We start from the raw sequence: 17,441 nt of genomic DNA on the forward strand, positions 1-17,441 counted from the left end.
CGTAGTGCCGCCCGCCGCGCGGGCCGGCAGATCCAGTCCGGGCGGCAGCGCCATGCGCAGCGCCGCCCCGGCGACAAGACATCGGCAGGAGACAACTCCATGATCCCCATCTATCCGGAGGGCACCGCCCCCGTTCGCCCCGGCGCGAAGCGCCTCGACCTGGATACCTTCCTGGTGGAAGACAAGGCAAGCGGCGACTACCGGCTGCACCGCGCGGCCTTCACCGACGAAGACCTGTTCGAACTCGAGATGAAGCACATCTTCGAGGGCAACTGGATCTACCTGGCCCACGAAAGCCAGATCCCGAACAACAACGATTACTACACCACCCATATCGGCCGCCAGCCGGTGGTAATTGCGCGCAACCGCCAGGGCGAGCTGAACGCCTTCATCAACGCGTGCAGCCATCGCGGCGCCATGCTGTGCCGCCACAAGCGCGGCAACAAGGCCACCTATACCTGCCCGTTCCACGGCTGGACCTTCAACAACAGCGGCAAGCTGCTGAAGGTGAAGGACCCCGAGAACGCCGGCTACCCTGACTGCTTCAACAAGGAAGGCTCGCACGACCTGAAGAAGGTGGCGCGCTTCGAGAACTACCGCGGCTTCCTGTTCGGCAGCCTGAACGCGGACGTGCCGCCGCTGAAGGACTTCCTCGGCGAAGCGGCCCGCATCATCGACATGATCGTCGACCAGTCGGCCGACGGGCTCGAGGTGCTGCGGGGCTCGTCCACCTACACCTTCGAGGGCAACTGGAAGCTGCAGGCCGAGAACGGCGCCGACGGCTACCACGTGTCGGCGGTGCACTGGAACTATGCCGCGACCACCAGCCACCGCAAGCAGGCGAACGCGCAGGAAGACAAGATCCGCGCCATGGACGCCGGCAAGTGGGGGCAGCAGGGCGGCGGCTTCTACGCCTTCGAGCATGGCCACATGCTGCTGTGGTCGCGCTGGGCCAATCCGGAGGACCGCCCCAACTTCAGCCGCCGCGAGGAGTTCGCCGGGCGCTGCGGCGCGGAAACCGCGGACTGGATGATCCAGAACTCGCGCAACCTGTGCCTGTACCCCAACGTCTACCTGATGGACCAGTTCGGCTCGCAGATCCGCCTGCTGCGTCCGCTGGCCGTCGACAAGACCGAGGTCACCATCTACTGCATCGCGCCGAAGGGCGAATCCGACGAGGCGCGCGCGCGCCGCATCCGCCAGTACGAAGACTTCTTCAACGTCAGCGGCATGGCCACGCCGGACGACCTCGAGGAATTCCGCGCGTGCCAGCAGGGCTACGCCGGCCAGGCACTGGCCTGGAACGACATGTGCCGCGGCGCGAAGCACTGGATCGACGGTGCCGACGAGGCCGCGCAGCGCATCGGGCTCAAGCCGGTGATGAGCGGCGTGCGCACCGAGGACGAGGGTTTGTACACGGTGCAGCACCGCTACTGGCTGGAGGTGATGAAGCAAGCCGTGGCAGAGGAATCCGCCGCGGCCGCGAACGAAGCCACCAATGCCACCGACGCCGCCGCAGGGAGCGCAGCATGAGCACCGCCGACATCACCCTCGACAAGCCGGTCGACCTGGCCGCCATCCAGTCCTTCCTGTACCGCGAGGCTCGCCTGCTCGACGACGAAGAGTGGGACGCATGGCTTGCGTGCTACCACCCCGACGCGAAGTTCTGGATGCCATGCTGGGATGACGACGGCAAGCTGATCACCGACCCGCAGCGCGAGATCTCGCTGATCTATTACCCGACCCGCCAGGGCCTGGAAGACCGCGTGTTCCGCATCAAGACCGAGCGCTCCAGCGCCACCATTCCGGACACGCGCACCAGCCACAACCTGAGCAACGTCGAATTGCTTGGCATCGACGGCGACACCTGCACCGTGCGCTTCAACTGGCACACGCTGAGCCATCGCTACCAGACCACCTACAGCTACTTCGGCATGTCGCGCTACAAGCTCGACCTCTCCGGCGCGCAGCCACGCATCCTGGACAAGTACGTCGTGCTCAAGAACGACTACATCAACCAGGTCATCGACATCTATCACATCTGATCCAGGCTGGAGGAACGCGCCATGGAACACACCATCGCCCTGCAATTCGAGGACGGCGTCACCCGCTTCATCACCTGCGGCGAGAACGAGACCCTGTCCGACGCCGCCTACCGGCAGCAGATCAATATCCCGCTGGACTGCCGCGACGGCGCCTGTGGCACCTGCCGCGGGTTGTGCGAGTCGGGCAGCTATGACCTGCCCGAGTCCAGCTATATCGAGGATGCGCTGACGGCGGAGGAAGCTGGCCAGGGCTACGTGCTGGCCTGCCAGACCCGCCCGCGTTCGGACTGCGTGATTCGCGTGCCGGCCTCGTCGGCCGCGTGCAAGACCGGCGTCACCACCTACCAGGGGACGCTGGCGGAGCTGGAGCCGCTCTCCGATTCGACCATCGGCTTCGCCATCGACCTGGACGATGCCGCCGGCCTGGACTTCCTGCCCGGCCAGTATGTCAATGTCGAGATCCCGGGCACCAGCCAGACGCGCTCCTATTCCTTCAGCTCCGCGCCTGGCAGTGCGCGTACCGGCTTCGTGGTGCGCAACGTGCCGGAAGGCCGGATGAGCACCTGGCTGACCAGCCAGGCCAGGTCCGGCGAGCGCGTGGCGTTCTCGGGCCCCTACGGCAGCTTCTACCTGCGCGCGGTGACACGGCCGGTGCTGTTCCTGGCCGGCGGCACCGGCATCGCCCCCTTCCTCTCGATGCTCGATGTGCTGGCCGCCAGCGGCTGCGCACAGCCGGTGCGCATGATCTACGGGGTCACCAACGACATCGACCTGGTGGCGCTGTCGCGCATCGATGCGGCCCAGGCGGCCTTGCCCGGCTTCGAATACCGCACCTGCGTCGCGGACCCTGCCAGCAACCACGCCCGCAAGGGCTATGTCACCGCCCACGTGGAACCGGAATGGCTCAACGGCGGCGATGTCGACATCTACCTGTGTGGTCCCGTGGCGATGGTGGAAGCTGTGCGTGGCTGGCTGCAGCAGAGCGGCATCACGCCCGCCGGCTTCTACTACGAGAAGTTCTCGGCCAGCAACGCGGCATGAGCAAGGAGCGCGACAACATGAGAACTGCTACACGCTTTGCCGGCAAAGCCATGATCGTGACCGGCGCCGCGCAGGGCATCGGCCGCGGCGTGGCACTTGCTGCCGCCGCCGAGGGCGCCTCGGTGACGCTGGTCGACCGCTCGGCGCTGGTCGATGAAGTCGCGGCCGAAATTGCCGCCGCTGGTGGACAGGCCATCGCCGTGCACGCCGACCTGGAGACCTATGCCGGTGCCATGCAGATGGCGCAGGCAGCCGAAGCCGCCTTTGGCCGTATCGACATCCTGGTCAACAATGTGGGCGGCACGATCTGGGCCAAGCCCTTCCAGGCCTATGAAGAGGATCAGATCGAAGCCGAGATCCGGCGCTCACTCTTCCCCACGCTGTGGTGCTGCCGCGCGGTGCTGCCCGGCATGGTCGAACGCCGGTACGGCGTGATCGTCAACGTCTCGTCGATTGCCACGCGCAGCATCCACCGCGTGCCCTACGCGGCGGCCAAGGGCGGCGTCAACGCACTGACTGCGAGCCTTGCCTTCGAGCATGCGGGGGAAGGCATCCGCGTCAATGCCGTGGCCACCGGCGGCACCAAGGCGCCGCCGCGCAGGATCCCGCGCAACATGGCAGCGCAGAGCGAGCAGGAAGCCATCTGGTACCAGGCCATCGTCGACCAGACCAGGGCTTCCAGCCTGATGCAACGCTACGGCACGATCGACGAGCAGGTGCATGCCATCTTGTTCCTGGCCTCGGATGAAGCTTCGTACATCACCGGCACCGTCCTGCCCGTCGGCGGCGGGGATCAGGGCTGACATGACGGGCATGGCGTCCCCGCGGGGTAGCACCTGCTAAAGCGCCACCGGGAAGGCTGCGCGCCCCCGGGCCGGCGCCAGGTTCAGGAAACTTCCCCCTGTTGAGTGGCTTGCTCACCTGGCCCACTCCCCGCCTGCTTCTCTACCCATGCCACCGCCCTGGCCAGGAAGGGCGAGCGATCCTCCGCCCGATAGCTCATGATGACCGGCGACACAAAGCCCGGGGCATCGATGGCCTGGTAGCGCACGTCGTCCCGGTGCAGCCGCTGCACGGATGCAGGCACGAGCGTGATGCCGACGCCCGCGGCAACCAGCCCGAGCGCGGTCTGCAGTTCGTTGGCCTCCTGCACGACACCCGGCTGCAGGCCCTGGGCGCGGAACAGGGACAGGACGTGGTCGGCGTAGCTGGGGCGCGGGCGGGCGGGGTAGAGGATCAGGGGATGGCGGGCCAGTGCGGCCGCCGAGAGCGGCTGGTTGTCCGGCGCCGGCTGCGAGGCTGGCATGGCGGCCACCAATGGCTCCGCCATCACAATACGGCGCGCGATAGCCGGATCGTTCACCGGGATGCGCCCGAAGCCGATGTCGATGCGTCCGGCCTTGAGTGCCTCGATTTGCTGGACGGTAATCAGTTCCGACAGGCCGACCTCTACCTGGCTATCGGCGCCCCGCAGTTCGCGGATCAGTTCCGGCAGGAAGCCATATAGCACAGAAGGGACGAAGCCGATGCCGAACCAGCGCTTGTCGTTGCGGCCGATGCGCCGGGTGCCTTCAATGGTCTCTTCCAGCCGCTGCGTCAGTTGCAGGGATTGCTCCAGAAGGAAGCGGCCGGCCTCCGTCAGTTGCAGTCCACGGCTACCGCGGTCAAAGAGCGAGACGCCCAGTTCGTCCTCGAACTGGCGGATCTGGCGCGACAGCGGCGGCTGCGCCATATGCAGTCGCGAGGCAGCACGCGTCACATTCAGTTCCTGCGCCACCACCTGGAAGTAGCGTAAATGCCGGAGTTCCATGGCATACCTGCTAGGTATTGAATGAGACATCATCGGTCTTGGACGCGCATGAAGTCAAGGTACATACTGTGCCCAATACTCCGATGGAATCCAATAGGTATGAAAGCTACCGTCAGCGGCATCGAGGCCATCCTGGTCGACCTGCCCACTATCCGGGCCCACCAGCTTGCCATGGCGACCATGCAGCAGCAGACGCTGGTCATCGTGCGTTTGCGTTGCAGTGACGGTATCGAAGGGATCGGCGAGGCCACGACGATTGGTGGCCTGTCTTACGGGGAAGAGAGCCCGGAAGGCATCAAGCTCGCCATCGATACCTATCTGGCACCGGCGCTGGCTGGCGTGGACGCAAGCAACGTGCATGCCGCCATGGCCCGGCTCGGCAAGGTGGCGCGCGGCAACCGCTTCGCCAAGTCGGCGCTGGAGACGGCACTGCTCGATGCACAGGCCAAACGGCTGGGCGTGCCGTTGGCAACATTGCTGGGCGGCGCGGTGCGTCCGACCCTGCCCGCACTGTGGACGCTGGCCAGCGGTGACACCGGCCGCGACATCGAAGAAGCCGAGGGGCTGCTGGCCCAGCGCAGGCATAACACTTTCAAGCTCAAGATCGGTCGCCGCAGCGTGCGCGATGACGTGGCGCATGTGTCCGCCATCAAGCGTGCGCTGGGGGATCGCGCACGCGTCACGGTAGACGTGAACCAGGCCTGGAACGAGGCCGATGCCGCCACGGGTATCGCCATGCTGGAAGCGGCCGGCATTGACCTGGTCGAACAGCCGGTGCCGCGCGAGAACCGTCGCGCGCTGGCCCGCCTGGCAGCGCGGTTCGTGGTGCCCATCATGGCCGATGAAGCCGTGTCCGGCCCGGAAGACGCGATGGAACTGGCGCGCCTTGCCGGCGCCGATGTGTTCGCCCTGAAGATCGCCAAGTCGGGCGGCATCTTCGGCATGCTGCGTACCGCCGCAGTGGGCGATGCCGCCGGGATCGCGCTGTACGGCGGCACCATGCTGGAAGGCAGCGTGGGTACCATTGCCGCGGCGCACGGATTCTGCACGCTGCCGGAACTGGCCTGGGGCACGGAGCTGTTCGGGCCGCTTCTGCTCAAGGACGATGTTGTCACCCAGCGCCCCGTCTACCGCGAATTCGACCTGCACCTGCCCGAAGGGCCGGGGCTGGGGCTGACGCTGGACGAAGACAAGCTGGCCTTTTACCGCCGCGACAAGGCATAGGGTCCTCGCGGCCCGGATCTGCAAGGAGTAACCATGTTGTATCTAGTCAGGATGGACGTGCACCTGCCCCACGATATGCCCGCCGCGCAGGCGGACGACATCAAGGCGCGCGAGAAGGCCTACGCGCAGGAACTGCAGCGCGACGGCAAGTGGCAGCAGCTGTATCGCGTGGTAGGCGAGTACGCCAACTACAGCATCTTCGATGTGGCATCGAATGATGAGCTGCACGGCCTGCTCTCCGGCCTGCCGCTGTTCCCGTACATGAAGATCCAGGTCACGCCGCTGGCCCGGCATCCGTCCTCGATCCGCTGAAGGGCGGGCCGGACGTTAATCATTAGAACAAGGCCAATCGCATTGGCATGGAGGAGAGCATGAGGTTGTCGCTGAAGAAATTGTCGGGCCAGGGCGGTCGCGCCGTGCTGGCGCTTTTGCTGGGCATTGCCGCCTCGGGCGCGCAGGCTGCCTACCCGGACCATCCGATCCGCTGGGTGGTCCCATTCCCGGCCGGGGGTGCGATGGACAATATCGCCCGCACGCTGGGCGAGGACATGGCGCGGACCCTGGGCCAGGCCATCGTGGTGGAGAACCGTCCCGGCGCCGGCGGCAATATCGGCGCGGAGATGGTGGCAAAGTCCCCGGCCGATGGCTACACCCTGATGATCGTTGCCAACGGCATGGCAGTGAACCCCGCCTTGTACGGCAGGCTCAACTACGATCCGGTCAAGGACTTTGCACCGGTCTCCCTGCTGGCTGTCGTGCCGAATGTGCTGGTTGCCAACAAGGCCAGGACGCCGGTCAAGACCGTTGCCCAGGTCATTGCCGCCGCCAAGGCGCAGCCGGGCAAATACACCTATGCATCGGCAGGCAACGGCACCTCCATTCACCTGGCGGGCGAGCTGTTTGCGTCGATGGCCGGCGTGAGCCTGCTGCACGTGCCATACAAGGGCAGCGGCCCGGCCATGACCGATTTGCTGGGCGGCCAGGTTGACTACATGTTCGACAGCATCACCTCCGCCAAGCCCCATATCGACTCCGGCAAGCTGACGGCGATCGCCGTGACGACCGCCCGGCGCTCGGCCGCGCTGCCGAACGTGCCGACGGTGGCCGAAGCCGGCCTGCCGGGCTATGAGCTGAGCCCCTGGTTTGCCGCTTTCGTGCCCGCCAGGACGCCGCCAGCGGTCATCGACACCCTGAACCACGCCATGCTGGAAGCGCTGCGCAAGCCGTCAGTGCGGCAACGCCTGGCACTGATCGGCGCCGAGCCCATCGGCAGTTCGCCGGCGGTGCTGCGAGACCACCTCGCGCGCGAGACAGAGAAATGGGGCACGCTGATTCGCCAGCGCGGCATCCACGCGGACTGAGCAGCCTTACTCGGCGCGAATTCCGGCCCGTGCCGCCACCGCCCGCATCTCCGGCAGCTCCTTCTCCACGCGCGCCCTGACTGCCGCGCCGTTGCCATAGGCCGGCGTCAGGGCCAGCTCCGCCATGCGTGTTCTGGTGGCCGGCGCGTTGGCGACATCGGCCAGCGCTTTTTCCAGTTTCTGCTGCACCGGGGCCGGCAGGCCCGCGGGCGCCAGCAGCGCAAACCACGTGCCCATCTGGAAGCCCGGGTAGCCGCTCTCGGCCACCGTCGGCACCTGCGGCAGCGCGGGCAGCCGCTGCGGCGACAGCACCGCCAGGGGCCGGATCTTCCCACCCTTGATCAACGGCAGGCTGGCTACCACGGTATCGACCGCCACCTGGACCTGGCCGCCTGCCAGCGCGGTCAGGCTGGGCGCGCTGCCGTTGAAGGGCACGTGGACCATATGGATGCCGGTGGCCGACTTCAGCATCTCGCCGCCGAAGTGCACCGACGAGCCGGTGCCGAACGAGCCGTAGGAGAACTTGTCCGGGTTGGCTTTGGCCTGCGTCACCAGGTCCTTGAGCGAGTTGACCGGCGAGTCCGGGCTGGCCACCAGCACCAGGCTCATGTCCGCCACCAGCCCCAGCGGCGTGAAGCTCTTGATGGGGTCATAGGCCAGGTTGTGCCGGATCGCCGGGTTCAGCGTCAGCGTAGTGCTGGCCGCGAGCAGCAGCGTATAGCCGTCGGGCGCGGCCTTGGCGACCTGGGTGGCGCCAATGACCGTGCTGGCGCCCGGCTTATTCTCGACCACCACGGCCTGGCCCAGCTTTTCGCCAAGGCCGACGGCGAGCAGGCGGCCCAGCACGTCGGTGGCACCGCCGGCGGCGAAAGGCACCACCAGCCGGATCGGGCGATCCGGCCACGCCGGCGCCTGTGCCGCCGCGGGAGCCACGGTGAACGCCGCGGTCAGCGCGGCGCATGCGAGATAGAGCTTCGGGGGCATTGCGGTCATCGGAGTCACTCCTGCCGGCAGTGGTGGAATACGAATGGAGGGGGCGCTCAGCCCAGCCAGGGGCTGCGCACGCGCGAGAAACCGCCGGCCTGGTCATAGGCATGGCCGAGCTGCAGCACCGCGGCGTCGGCCTGCGCCGGCCCGATGATCTGTAGGCCGGCGGGCAAACCCTGCGAACCGAACCCGGCTGGCGCGGCCAGCGCGGGCAGCCCTGCCATCGTGGCCGGCACCACTGCCTGCATCCAGCGATGATAGGTGTCCATGTCGCGGCCGTCGATGGCATGCGGCCAGTCCCAGCCGGCATCGAAAGGGAACACCTGGGCAGCCGGCAGCACCAGGTAGTCGAAGCGCTCGAACAATGCGCGCAGGGCCTGGTACCACGCGCTGCGCTCGCACAGCGCCTCGTAGACGCGCGTGCCAGTCAGCGCCAGCCCGCGTTCGATCTCCCACACCGCTTCGGGCTTGAGCAGGGCACGCGTGGCCGGGTCGTGGTACAGCGCGGCATTGGCGCCCGCCACCGAGAAGCTGCGCAGGTCGATCCAGGCACGCCACAGGCGCTCCAGGTCGAATGCCGGCAATGCGGCATCGACCGTGCAGCCGAGCGTGCGCAAGTGGGACAGCGCCGTGATGCAAGTGTCGAGCAGGCCGGCGTCGGTGGGCAGGTGGCCGCCAAGGTCGCCGAGCCAGCCGATACGCACGCCGCTCCAGTCGCGCTCGGGCGGCAGCACGAACGTGCCCGGCGCCTCGGCGCGGCGTGTGAGTGGCAACCGCGCATCGAAGCCTGCCTGTACCGACAGCAGCAGCGCCAGGTCCGTCACGTTGCGCGCCATCGGCCCGGCCACGCTGAACTGCTGGAAGAACACCTCGTCGGCCGGCCCGTGCGGCACGCAGCCCACCGAAGTGCGCAGGCCATAGACGTGGTTGAACGCCGCCGGCGTGCGCAACGATCCCATCATGTCCGAGCCGTCGGCCACCGGCAGCATGCGCAGCGCCACGGCCACCGCCGCGCCGCCGCTGCTGCCGCCTGCCGAACGGGCCGGGTCGAAGGCGTTGCGGGTGGTGCCGTAGACCGGGTTGTAGGTATGGCCGCCGAGACCGAACTCCGGGGAGTTGGTGCGTCCGACAAAGAGCGCGCCGCCGGCACGCATGCGCTCGAAGATCACCGCGTCGGCCTGGCTGACCTGGCCGGCGAAGATCGGCGAGCCCTTCGTGGTGACCATGCCCGCGGCCGGACTGATGTCCTTGGGCGCCTGCGGGAAGCCGTGCAGCGGGCCCCGGCTGGCGCCGCGCGCAAGCTCGGCGTCAAGCCCGGCCGCCTGCGCGCGCAGCGCGCGACGGTCGGTCGGGGCGACGATGGCATTGACGCGCGGGTTGTGGCGGTCGATCTGGCCGAGGAAGGCATCGAGCACCTCCACGCATGAAACTTCGCGCGCATGGATGGCGCGCGACAGTGCGACGGCGTCGAGTTCGACGATGGAGTCGTGGGGAGCGGTGGGATCGGGCGCCATGTCCAGCTTTGTCTCCTGTGGTGTCGGGGAAAAGCATACGGGCGCCGCTGGGTTTCCTGCAATCGATGATTTTTTCAAATATCCTTGCGTAAAACGCAAACCGCCACGCGCTGGAATCCGGAGCCCGCCCATGCTGTCGCACCGTCTGCAAGACACCTCGCTGCGCTATTTCCTGGAAGTGGTGCGCAGCGGTTCCCTGACCGACGCCGCGCAGCGGCTGAACGTCACCGTTTCGGCAGTGAGCCGCCAGGTGGCTGCGCTGGAAGCGCTACTGGGCGTGCCGCTGTTTGATCGCCGGCCGCGCGGCATGGTGGCCAGTGCCGCCGGCGAGCTGCTCGCCGCCTATGCGCTGCGCGGCGCGCTCGAGGCGGATCGTGTGGTGTCGGAGATTGCCGCCTTGCAGGGTCTGCGCCGGGGCCGGGTGCGCGTGGCCAGTTCGGCCGGGTTTGCCATCGAGTTCCTGCCGCGCATCATTGCCGAGTTCCGCCAGCGCTATCCGGGGCTGCAATTCCATGTGCGCGTGGCGCCGCCGGCCGAGGTCACCGGCATCGTGCTGCATGGCGACGCCGATATCGGCATCACCTACAGCCGCGCGGCGGAGCAGGGCATTCGCGTCGAGCATCGCCAGTCCGCGCCGGTGATTGCCATCATGCGCCCGGACCATCCGCTGGCGCGCTTTCGCAGCGTGACGCTGGCGCAGATGCAGCCGTATCCGCTTGCATTGCCAGAGGGCGACAACACCGTGCGGCAGCTGTTCGACATCGCCTGCGGCGAGCGCGGCATCGTGTTCGAGCCGGTGCTGCTCACCAACCACTTCGAGACGCTGACCAACTTCGTGCTGCACGGCGGCGGGCTGTCGATCTCCGGCGCGGTCACGGTCGGCGACCGGCTGCGCCGCGGCGAGCTGCACGCCGCAGCGATCCGCGAGCGCGGCATGAAGAGCCGCGCCATCGAACTGCAGACGCTGGCCGGGCGCACGCTGCCCGAGGGCGTGCGCGCTTTCCTCAGCTTTATCCGCGAGCGCCTGGCGGCCGAGGCGGGCGCGGCGAGTGCTGGCGCGTAGGCGCCGCACTGCACGCGCACTCGCTAAGCCGCGTGCTGGCGCCGCGTCGTGGCCGGCCCGTCAGCGCATCAGGCGCGCCAGGTGCTGCCCGACACGTCGGTGCTGCCCGGCGCGCCAGTCATGCCAGTCCCTTCGCGCCGCACGTGGATGTCGTTGTTGACTTCGGTGACACCATAGGTACCGTCGGCGATATCTTCGATGTAGTACTTCTGGCTGCGGTCGCGCACGGTGCCAGACAGCGACACCACGCCGTTGCTCACGTCCACGCTGACGTCGCTGACGTCAACACCGCGCGCATAGGTGAGCCGCTCGCAGATCTGGTCGCGGATGCGATCGTCGCTGCGCTGGTAGCCGCGCGGGCCGGCACGGCGCTCGTGTTCGTGCTCGTCAGAGGTGCCGAACAGATCGCCCACGGCCTCGCCGATACGGCGGCCAAGGTTGTAGAGCACGCCATGATCCTCGCGCTCGCCGTTGCGGTCGTCATCGACCTCCCAGCCGCGGCGGAGCGCGCTTTCGCGGCTATAACTGCGGCCGTAGCGCTGGTCTTCGTCCCAGTCGCCGCGTGGTTCGGTCCAGTAGCGGGTGTCGCTGCGCAGTTCGCTGAAGGCGGGATCGTGGCCGCCGGCGCGTGCCGGTTCGCGTGCGCGGTCCGAGCTTTCGCGCCACTGGCGCTCGGCGTACTCGTCATCGCGCTGCCATGCCCGCGGATCGCGCCATTCGCTGGCGCGTTCCCAGCCATAGCCATAGGCGCCGTTCCCGTAGCCGCCATTCAGGCCATAGCGCAGGTTGCTGCCGTAGCCGCCACCCGGGCGGCCCATCTCGCGCCGCATCGCGCGGCCTTCTTCGCGACGGCCATAGCGGCCATCATCCTGGCTGCCGTAGCGGCCGCCATAGCGATCCTCGTCGCGGCTGCCATAGCGGCTCTCATAGCCTCGGCCCGACGGCCGTTCGGGATAACGGCCCGCACCGTACTGCTCGCTGTAGCCTTCAGGCGGGCGGGCGGGGCCACCGTAGCTGGTCTGGCCCGGGGTCATCTGCTGGCGCCGGCGCTGCGCCAGCCAGCGCTCGCGCTCGGATTCAGGCTGCCAGTCGTCGTCCGACGCCTGGCGGCGTTGGCGTTCGTCGTAGTAGTAGCTCATGCTGATTTCCTGACAATGTGAGTCTGGCGCCATGTGCGGAGACCGACGCCAAAAAGCACGCGGCCCGCGGGCGCTGTATTCAGGAAACCGCAAGATTCGTACCGTGCAGCGGCACGGCCCGTTGCGGCACCGGGGCGGTGGGAGCCGTGCAAGCCTTGCAGAGCTTGTAAGGCTTGCCGGTAGGCGCGCTGTCATGTCGATATTGCGCCATTTCCCGTGAAGTTACCTTTGCCTGCCCGGGCTTAACCGGCCAGCTTCTTCGCCGCGGCCTGCAGGCCGTCCAGGATGCTGTCCGCCAGTCTCGGGGGGAAGTCTTCAGGCAGCTGAATGCGCACCGCGTGCACAACCCCCGGTGTGCGGGCGATCAGGTCGTCGACGACGAAAGCGGCGTCATTGCCGTCGGCCGTGACGATACCGAGGCGCTGGCCCACGCCCAGCCAGTGCCGGCGCAGGATGTCGCGCATCTTCCAGTGCGCGTTCTTCGAGCGTACGGCCATGGCCATCCTGGCCCCGTACGGCGAGAGTTTTCCGGGCCCTTCGCCAAGCAGCGGGTAGGCTGACATCACGTCGTACAGCGGCGTGAGCGCATAGGCGCCGCCCGGACGCTGCAACAGGCTGAAGTTCTTGGCGTGGCCGTCGGTCGCGCACAGCATCCAGAACAGGACCTGCGCCTGGAAGAATTGCTGCCTGTCGGCGTCCCGGTGCATGGAGCCATCCAGCAGCGCCATGATCTGGCTGACCCCTGGACCGCCGTCGGATTCATACTTCAGATGTGGCGGCGTCCCAGTCGCCTGGCACATATCTTCCTGGGGCAGGCGAATGAGCCATCGGCCCCCGCGCTCCCACCAGCGGCGGTCAAACCGCTCCACGCAGAGCACCTTCTGGTCTTCAAAGCGCAGCGGCTCGCAGTTTGCAACGGGCAACCCATAGGCCCTCAGGATCAGGGAGCAGAGCCACTCGTTTTCCACCGACTCGGTCAGGTCGAACTTCATATTGCCGACCAACCCCATCGGCAGCTTGAAGATATGAGTGGTCGGCGTGGAGCCGTGCGGCCGGCACCACTGGCCTTCGTTCAGCAGAAACGCGGTCTTCTCCTGAGCGCCGGCGATGGAAATACGGAAGTCCTCGTCATCGGCAGGGATCCCGCCAGGCGGTGGGGGCGCTACGGTCGCGCGCAGGACCTGTGCGACCTCCTGCTCGCTGATGGCTTGCGCCTCCACGCGCTGGACCCCCGCAGGGATGGCGCCGTCCGGGAGGATTTGCAGAGCGCCGACGCAGTCCCGGCCAATCTGCGCCAGCAAGTCGAAGGCATCGGTGGTCCTGGCCTGGAACCGGCGTGCGATTCGCTCCCGGATTGCCAGGCTATCCGGGAGCAGGTTGTCGAAGTACGACCGTACCTTCTCACCACGCAGAGGCGTATTCCCAGGGGTGAACGGCAACGACAGCGACAGGGGCCGGCCCTGCGCCGAGGCAACCCAGTCCGGCGAATACGCGAGGATATCGCCCTGGTGCGGATGCAATTGCCAGGTCCCGACATGGACACCGTTCATCCATAGACCCAGGGCCCGGGTATGCGAACGACGACCCATCACGTCACCACGGCTGGTCGGACGGAGCGCCCGAGGGAGATCCTGATACCACAGCGGCGGGACCATCCTTGCGCAACACTAGCTCCACCCCGAGGATCGCCAGCAAACGCATCAGCCGGCCGGTACTCACCGCTTCGGCATTGCGCTCGAGCGCGGACAGAGTCTGCTGTGTGACGCCCAGGCGGCTCGCCACTTGCGCCTGAGTCATGCCCGCATCCTTCCGGAACGCCTGCAGAAGTGTCGAAAGCTGCTCGGGAGTGCGCAGGATATAGTCCGTCATACAAGTCTTAGGCTGTATTCATGATATACAAATCATAGTTTGTATTTTAGAAATACGCAATGTGGTTTGTATTTCCAGAATACAGCCAGTGAGTTGTATTTGTCAGAAATCGGCCTGGACCCATGGACGCCATGCAACACGCCGATAGAGAGTTGCCTGCGCTTCGTTGTTATCGCCGGTGGCCTCGCTCCTCAGACCAGCACGTGACGCGCTTCTCGAAAGAAGCGCTGAATCTCTTGTTCAATGTCCGGATCGATCATTTTGTCCGGCCGGTTTCCGTTCGGGCAGGCAAGCCTTGGGGTCGTTCCAAACAAGCGACAAATCAACGGGCGCTCCGAATACACGCTGCATCCCTTGGTATCAAGATGAGGGCAACTCAGATTTGCGAGCGCAGTCTCGTGCTCGGCATCGCTCTTAACGGGAAGCCTCGACATCTCTTCCGTTGAGGTTGTTACGGGCCCACAACAGTCATGACATCCAGGGGTGCACTCGAATGTGGGAATTCGTGAGCGAAAAAATCTGATCTTTTGACTATTCATTGGTGCAGGTATCAGGCAGTCGGCGAAGGGCGAGCCGAGGCTGCGGAGGTTGCGTGCTACGTTCATCTCAAATGTGCGTCGACACCACGCGTCAGGAAACCACGCTCTTTGCCAAGCGCCTCGTTTCAGGTACCTCACAGCCCGGACAAATGCCGCGCTAGCCAGACCGATGCCAACACCGCGGCAATGGCCCAGAGCGTCACGATCACCAGCGCCGCAGCGTGGTTGACAGGGCGGTTGGCGGCCGCCGCGGCCGCCGCGCGATGCTCGCGCATCACCTCGATCGGAATCCACCGTATTGCCAGCAACAAGCCGAGAGGCACCACTACCACGTCATCCAGATAGCCGAGCACCGGAATGAAATCGGGAATCAGGTCAATGGGCGACAAGGCATAAGCGGCCACCGGCAAGGCCAGTGCTTTCGCATACCATGGCGTGCGGGGATCTTGCGCGGCCAGCCATACCGCGTGCGCATCTTCCTTGACTGCGCGAGCCCAGCGCCGGGAACGGGCGGCCAAATGAGGCAGAAGGTCCCGGCGCCACAAGTGCAGACGCACATCGTCCAGCACCGGGACCGCGGCGAGGGCGAGTAGCAGCGTTGCCAGCGCAAGCGTGGCGCTGAACCCGACGTGCTTGAACCCCAGGGCACCAATCACGCCACCGGAAAAGAACAATGCGACCAGGGTGATGAGTACCCGTAGTTTGTGCCGATTGGCGAGCACCAGTGGCTTGCTCGAATCGGCTCTGGACAGGTTCCAGTAGAACAGCTTGCCTAGTTCGATGCCGATGTCGGTGACCATGCCGGTGACATGCGTGGTGCGGATCTCGGCGTTAGACAGCTTGGTGACCATGGCATTCTGCAAGCCCATGATGAAACACAGCACCATGACCGTGGCCGGCACGAACAACCATTCGTGGTGCTCGAGATTGCTTCCGAGCAGGCCAAAACACACCAACAGGGCGGCTTCCAGCATCAGCGGCAATGCATATTCGCTATGCAGCTGCTCGCGCCGCCCCCAGTTGATCAGCACCGCTGAGGTGGCGGCACCCGCCAGAAACGACAGCAGGGCCCCCAGGCCGTCCAGCATCAGCCAGAGGCTGCCAAGCGCCAGGTTGTCGGCCATGGCGGATACAATGCCCGACATGTGCGAGGTGTACTGCTGCACGGCCAGGAAGCCGCCCGCGTTGGTCGCTCCGGCAACAAAGGCCAGGTAGCAGGCCAGTTGCCGATTGCTTCCGGGACTACGCTCCTTCCCGGTGAGCTTACGCAAATACAGGATTGGCATGGTTGCGTTGGTCAGGAGGCTTGCGCGGGGAGGGGGCTTGTCAATACCGGACCTGCAGCCTTCCCGGCCTGGGCCAGGAGGCGCGATCCGACGCAATGCGCTCGCCGCGCTTCAGGCGGCGGGCGGCCGTAGTCAGGTTCAGTGGATGCGCAGTTTCCAGGATGCGCGCACGGGCCATCAGTGCATCCAGGGAGGGCAGTTTGTGTGCTCCTTTCCAGGCGAACAGCGTGTAGTTGCAACTGTCCTCGGAAAGGGAAAGCGATATCGAGCGACCGAACACGGCGCCGACTTCCTCCAGGTAGAGCGGAATATCGGGATCGCTTTCAAGAAAGTTCGCGACCAGCACACCGGTATCGGTCAGGCGTGCATGACAGGCGGCATAGAAGTCCGCGGTGCCAAGCTGTACCGGCATGCCGTCAGCCAGGAATCCGTCCACCAGGATGACGTCCGGTTGTCCATCCTGGTTCGCGACATACTCGGCGCCATCCGCACAAACCACCTCGAGCCGTTCATCGTCCGAGGGAATCTGGAACTGCTCGCGCAGGGCAATGACCGCCGGGTTGATTTCGACTGCCACAATCCTGGTGTTGGGCAGATGCCGGTAGCAATACTTGGCAAGTGAACCGCCACCGAGGCCGATCATGGAGATTCTGGCAGGGGTAGGGTGCAATAGCAGGAATCCCATCATCGTCCGCGTATAACCCAGCACTAGCTTGTCGGGATCCTTGCGCGACATGAAGCTTTGGGTGGCCAGCGCGTCGAAATGCAGCGACAGGGCGTGTTGGGTTTCCAACACCTTGGGCGTACCGTCGTTGGTCGCCTCGGCCAGGAATTCCAGATAGGCCTCGAATGAGGTGCGGTCGGCGTGCACTGTTGGTTTCCGTTATAGAGGCTCAGGGAGCGCCCAATCCCTGAGCAATGCCGCGATGGTGACGAGGGCAGCGGCCTCGTCCGGCCCGGCCGCCTGGATGCGCACGCGCGTCCCCACCCTCGCGGACAGCCGCATGACCTCCATGACGTCCTTGGCATTTGCGACCCAGGCGTCGCTGGTGAGCCGGATCTCGGACTCGAACTGACTGGCCGTAATCGCCAACCGCGCGGAATTCCGTCCCTGGAACCCGTTCCTGGCGGTCACCTCGATCGTCACTTCTACCACTGCGCCCTCAAGAGAGTGAACTTCAAGACTCAATCTGTACTGATGCCGCGTGTTGTGCTGCCTGGCACGCGTCTCATCATCCCAGGCTTCCGGAGTCACGGCTGTGCCGTGCAGGCGGGATGCGCAATGAGTCTTGTAGTCAGATATAATGATAATGCCATTATAATACAATGACACTCCAGAACGCATGGAATCCAAGACTGCCCGTCTGACCGTATTGATCGACCCGGTGAAGAAGAAGGCCTTTGAGGCGCTGTGTGCCGCCCAAGACCAGACGCCATCTCAGGTTGTTCGCCAGCTGATTCGCGACTATTTGCAGCAGCACGAGGTGGACTACGCCACCAGGCCGAAGGTCGGCGCACCCAGGTTGGCTGCGAACGAACGTGAGTGATACGTAGCAGGGAAGG

Annotated in this window: 19 protein-coding genes; 9 read left to right on the top strand and 10 right to left on the bottom strand. The window is 65.9% G+C overall.

Annotation, left to right across the window (positions count from 1 at the left end):
- The first annotated feature begins 99 nt into the window (after positions 1-99).
- Genes benA through RM96_RS31565 form a run of 4 tightly spaced genes read left to right on the top strand, consistent with a single transcriptional unit; the run spans position 100 to position 3,889 of the window.
- On the top strand, positions 100-1,533 hold the full coding sequence (benA, locus tag RM96_RS31550) for a benzoate 1,2-dioxygenase large subunit (protein WP_039015673.1): 1,434 nt from the start codon (positions 100-102) through the stop codon (positions 1,531-1,533).
- Entirely contained in the window at positions 1,530-2,045 is a 516-nt protein-coding gene (benB, locus tag RM96_RS31555) for a benzoate 1,2-dioxygenase small subunit (protein ID WP_039015674.1), read from the top strand. Before benA ends, benB begins: the two co-directional genes overlap by 4 nt.
- A 21-nt stretch (positions 2,046-2,066) precedes the next feature.
- Complete coding sequence (gene benC, locus RM96_RS31560) at positions 2,067-3,086, top strand: benzoate 1,2-dioxygenase electron transfer component BenC (protein ID WP_039015675.1); 1,020 nt, start codon at positions 2,067-2,069, stop codon at positions 3,084-3,086.
- 17 nt (positions 3,087-3,103) lie between these two features.
- Positions 3,104-3,889, top strand: a complete 786-nt coding sequence (locus RM96_RS31565; protein ID WP_039015725.1) for a 1,6-dihydroxycyclohexa-2,4-diene-1-carboxylate dehydrogenase — start codon at positions 3,104-3,106, stop codon at positions 3,887-3,889.
- An 83-nt stretch (positions 3,890-3,972) separates the two neighbouring features.
- Here the strand turns inward: RM96_RS31565 and RM96_RS31570 are convergent, their stop codons facing one another.
- Positions 3,973-4,896, bottom strand: a complete 924-nt coding sequence (locus RM96_RS31570; RefSeq protein WP_052279862.1) for a LysR family transcriptional regulator — start codon at positions 4,894-4,896, stop codon at positions 3,973-3,975.
- A 99-nt stretch (positions 4,897-4,995) separates the two neighbouring features.
- On the opposite strand from RM96_RS31570, the gene RM96_RS31575 reads away from it, so the two are divergent.
- Genes RM96_RS31575 through RM96_RS31585 form a run of 3 tightly spaced genes read left to right on the top strand, consistent with a single transcriptional unit; the run spans position 4,996 to position 7,481 of the window.
- Positions 4,996-6,120, top strand: a complete 1,125-nt coding sequence (locus tag RM96_RS31575) for a muconate/chloromuconate family cycloisomerase (RefSeq protein ID WP_039015676.1) — start codon at positions 4,996-4,998, stop codon at positions 6,118-6,120.
- A 33-nt stretch (positions 6,121-6,153) separates the two neighbouring features.
- Positions 6,154-6,432, top strand: a complete 279-nt coding sequence (gene catC / locus RM96_RS31580) for a muconolactone Delta-isomerase (protein WP_039015677.1) — start codon at positions 6,154-6,156, stop codon at positions 6,430-6,432.
- A 59-nt stretch (positions 6,433-6,491) separates the two neighbouring features.
- The gene (locus RM96_RS31585; protein WP_039015678.1) at positions 6,492-7,481 is read left to right on the top strand and encodes a tripartite tricarboxylate transporter substrate binding protein; all 990 of its coding nucleotides are present in this window, start codon (positions 6,492-6,494) and stop codon (positions 7,479-7,481) included.
- 6 nt (positions 7,482-7,487) lie between these two features.
- Here RM96_RS31585 and RM96_RS31590 read toward each other — a convergent pair whose 3' ends face one another.
- Together RM96_RS31590 and RM96_RS31595 are read right to left on the bottom strand one after the other, a co-directional pair.
- Complete coding sequence (locus RM96_RS31590) at positions 7,488-8,474, bottom strand: Bug family tripartite tricarboxylate transporter substrate binding protein (RefSeq protein WP_039015679.1); 987 nt, start codon at positions 8,472-8,474, stop codon at positions 7,488-7,490.
- A 47-nt stretch (positions 8,475-8,521) separates the two neighbouring features.
- The gene (locus RM96_RS31595) at positions 8,522-9,982 is read right to left on the bottom strand and encodes an amidase (RefSeq protein WP_039015680.1); all 1,461 of its coding nucleotides are present in this window, start codon (positions 9,980-9,982) and stop codon (positions 8,522-8,524) included.
- Positions 9,983-10,112: 130 nt separating this feature from the next.
- On the opposite strand from RM96_RS31595, the gene RM96_RS31600 reads away from it, so the two are divergent.
- Positions 10,113-11,045, top strand: coding sequence for a LysR substrate-binding domain-containing protein (locus RM96_RS31600; protein ID WP_039015681.1), 933 nt, complete (start codon positions 10,113-10,115; stop codon positions 11,043-11,045).
- A gap of 68 nt (positions 11,046-11,113) precedes the next feature.
- Here the strand turns inward: RM96_RS31600 and RM96_RS31605 are convergent, their stop codons facing one another.
- From RM96_RS31605 to RM96_RS38140, 7 genes are all read right to left on the bottom strand, one after another.
- Positions 11,114-12,184, bottom strand: coding sequence for a BON domain-containing protein (locus RM96_RS31605; RefSeq protein ID WP_039015682.1), 1,071 nt, complete (start codon positions 12,182-12,184; stop codon positions 11,114-11,116).
- A 242-nt stretch (positions 12,185-12,426) separates the two neighbouring features.
- Positions 12,427-13,773, bottom strand: a complete 1,347-nt coding sequence (locus RM96_RS31610) for a type II toxin-antitoxin system HipA family toxin (RefSeq protein ID WP_039015727.1) — start codon at positions 13,771-13,773, stop codon at positions 12,427-12,429.
- Between the two features lie 4 nt (positions 13,774-13,777).
- On the bottom strand, positions 13,778-14,053 hold the full coding sequence (locus RM96_RS31615) for a helix-turn-helix transcriptional regulator (RefSeq protein WP_039015683.1): 276 nt from the start codon (positions 14,051-14,053) through the stop codon (positions 13,778-13,780).
- 191 nt (positions 14,054-14,244) lie between these two features.
- Entirely contained in the window at positions 14,245-14,658 is a 414-nt protein-coding gene (locus RM96_RS38135) for a YkgJ family cysteine cluster protein (protein WP_338011443.1), read from the bottom strand.
- Positions 14,659-14,726: 68 nt separating this feature from the next.
- A complete protein-coding gene (locus tag RM96_RS31620; RefSeq protein WP_039015684.1) occupies positions 14,727-15,878 on the bottom strand; it encodes a DUF1275 domain-containing transporter in 1,152 nt (383 codons plus the stop codon).
- A 40-nt stretch (positions 15,879-15,918) separates the two neighbouring features.
- On the bottom strand, positions 15,919-16,749 hold the full coding sequence (locus RM96_RS31625) for a fused MFS/spermidine synthase (RefSeq protein ID WP_039015685.1): 831 nt from the start codon (positions 16,747-16,749) through the stop codon (positions 15,919-15,921).
- Between the two features lie 12 nt (positions 16,750-16,761).
- Positions 16,762-17,205: an HPr family phosphocarrier protein gene (locus tag RM96_RS38140; protein ID WP_238587484.1), complete on the bottom strand. Its 444-nt coding sequence runs from the start codon at positions 17,203-17,205 to the stop codon at positions 16,762-16,764.
- A gap of 16 nt (positions 17,206-17,221) precedes the next feature.
- Between RM96_RS38140 and RM96_RS31635 the strand changes: the two genes are divergently transcribed.
- The gene (locus RM96_RS31635) at positions 17,222-17,425 is read left to right on the top strand and encodes a CopG family transcriptional regulator (RefSeq protein ID WP_039015686.1); all 204 of its coding nucleotides are present in this window, start codon (positions 17,222-17,224) and stop codon (positions 17,423-17,425) included.
- Positions 17,426-17,441 lie beyond the last annotated feature (16 nt).

The sequence above is a fragment of the Cupriavidus sp. IDO genome, from assembly GCF_000812465.1.
In the GTDB taxonomy this organism is placed as follows: Bacteria; Pseudomonadota; Gammaproteobacteria; order Burkholderiales; family Burkholderiaceae; genus Cupriavidus.

What these genes read in the sequence shown, in the direction of transcription:
- benA (WP_039015673.1), top strand. Translation starts at nt 100, where the DNA reads ATGATCCCCATCTATCCGGAGGGCACCGCCCCCGTTCGCCCCGGCGCG.
- benB (WP_039015674.1), top strand. Translation starts at nt 1,530, where the DNA reads ATGAGCACCGCCGACATCACCCTCGACAAGCCGGTCGACCTGGCCGCC.
- benC (WP_039015675.1), top strand. Translation starts at nt 2,067, where the DNA reads ATGGAACACACCATCGCCCTGCAATTCGAGGACGGCGTCACCCGCTTC.
- RM96_RS31565 (WP_039015725.1), top strand. Translation starts at nt 3,104, where the DNA reads ATGAGAACTGCTACACGCTTTGCCGGCAAAGCCATGATCGTGACCGGC.
- RM96_RS31570 (WP_052279862.1), bottom strand. Translation starts at nt 4,896, where the DNA reads ATGGAACTCCGGCATTTACGCTACTTCCAGGTGGTGGCGCAGGAACTG.
- RM96_RS31575 (WP_039015676.1), top strand. Translation starts at nt 4,996, where the DNA reads ATGAAAGCTACCGTCAGCGGCATCGAGGCCATCCTGGTCGACCTGCCC.
- catC (WP_039015677.1), top strand. Translation starts at nt 6,154, where the DNA reads ATGTTGTATCTAGTCAGGATGGACGTGCACCTGCCCCACGATATGCCC.
- RM96_RS31585 (WP_039015678.1), top strand. Translation starts at nt 6,492, where the DNA reads ATGAGGTTGTCGCTGAAGAAATTGTCGGGCCAGGGCGGTCGCGCCGTG.
- RM96_RS31590 (WP_039015679.1), bottom strand. Translation starts at nt 8,474, where the DNA reads ATGACCGCAATGCCCCCGAAGCTCTATCTCGCATGCGCCGCGCTGACC.
- RM96_RS31595 (WP_039015680.1), bottom strand. Translation starts at nt 9,982, where the DNA reads ATGGCGCCCGATCCCACCGCTCCCCACGACTCCATCGTCGAACTCGAC.
- RM96_RS31600 (WP_039015681.1), top strand. Translation starts at nt 10,113, where the DNA reads ATGCTGTCGCACCGTCTGCAAGACACCTCGCTGCGCTATTTCCTGGAA.
- RM96_RS31605 (WP_039015682.1), bottom strand. Translation starts at nt 12,184, where the DNA reads ATGAGCTACTACTACGACGAACGCCAACGCCGCCAGGCGTCGGACGAC.
- RM96_RS31610 (WP_039015727.1), bottom strand. Translation starts at nt 13,773, where the DNA reads ATGGGTCGTCGTTCGCATACCCGGGCCCTGGGTCTATGGATGAACGGT.
- RM96_RS31615 (WP_039015683.1), bottom strand. Translation starts at nt 14,053, where the DNA reads ATGACGGACTATATCCTGCGCACTCCCGAGCAGCTTTCGACACTTCTG.
- RM96_RS38135 (WP_338011443.1), bottom strand. Translation starts at nt 14,658, where the DNA reads ATGAACGTAGCACGCAACCTCCGCAGCCTCGGCTCGCCCTTCGCCGAC.
- RM96_RS31620 (WP_039015684.1), bottom strand. Translation starts at nt 15,878, where the DNA reads ATGCCAATCCTGTATTTGCGTAAGCTCACCGGGAAGGAGCGTAGTCCC.
- RM96_RS31635 (WP_039015686.1), top strand. Translation starts at nt 17,222, where the DNA reads ATGGAATCCAAGACTGCCCGTCTGACCGTATTGATCGACCCGGTGAAG.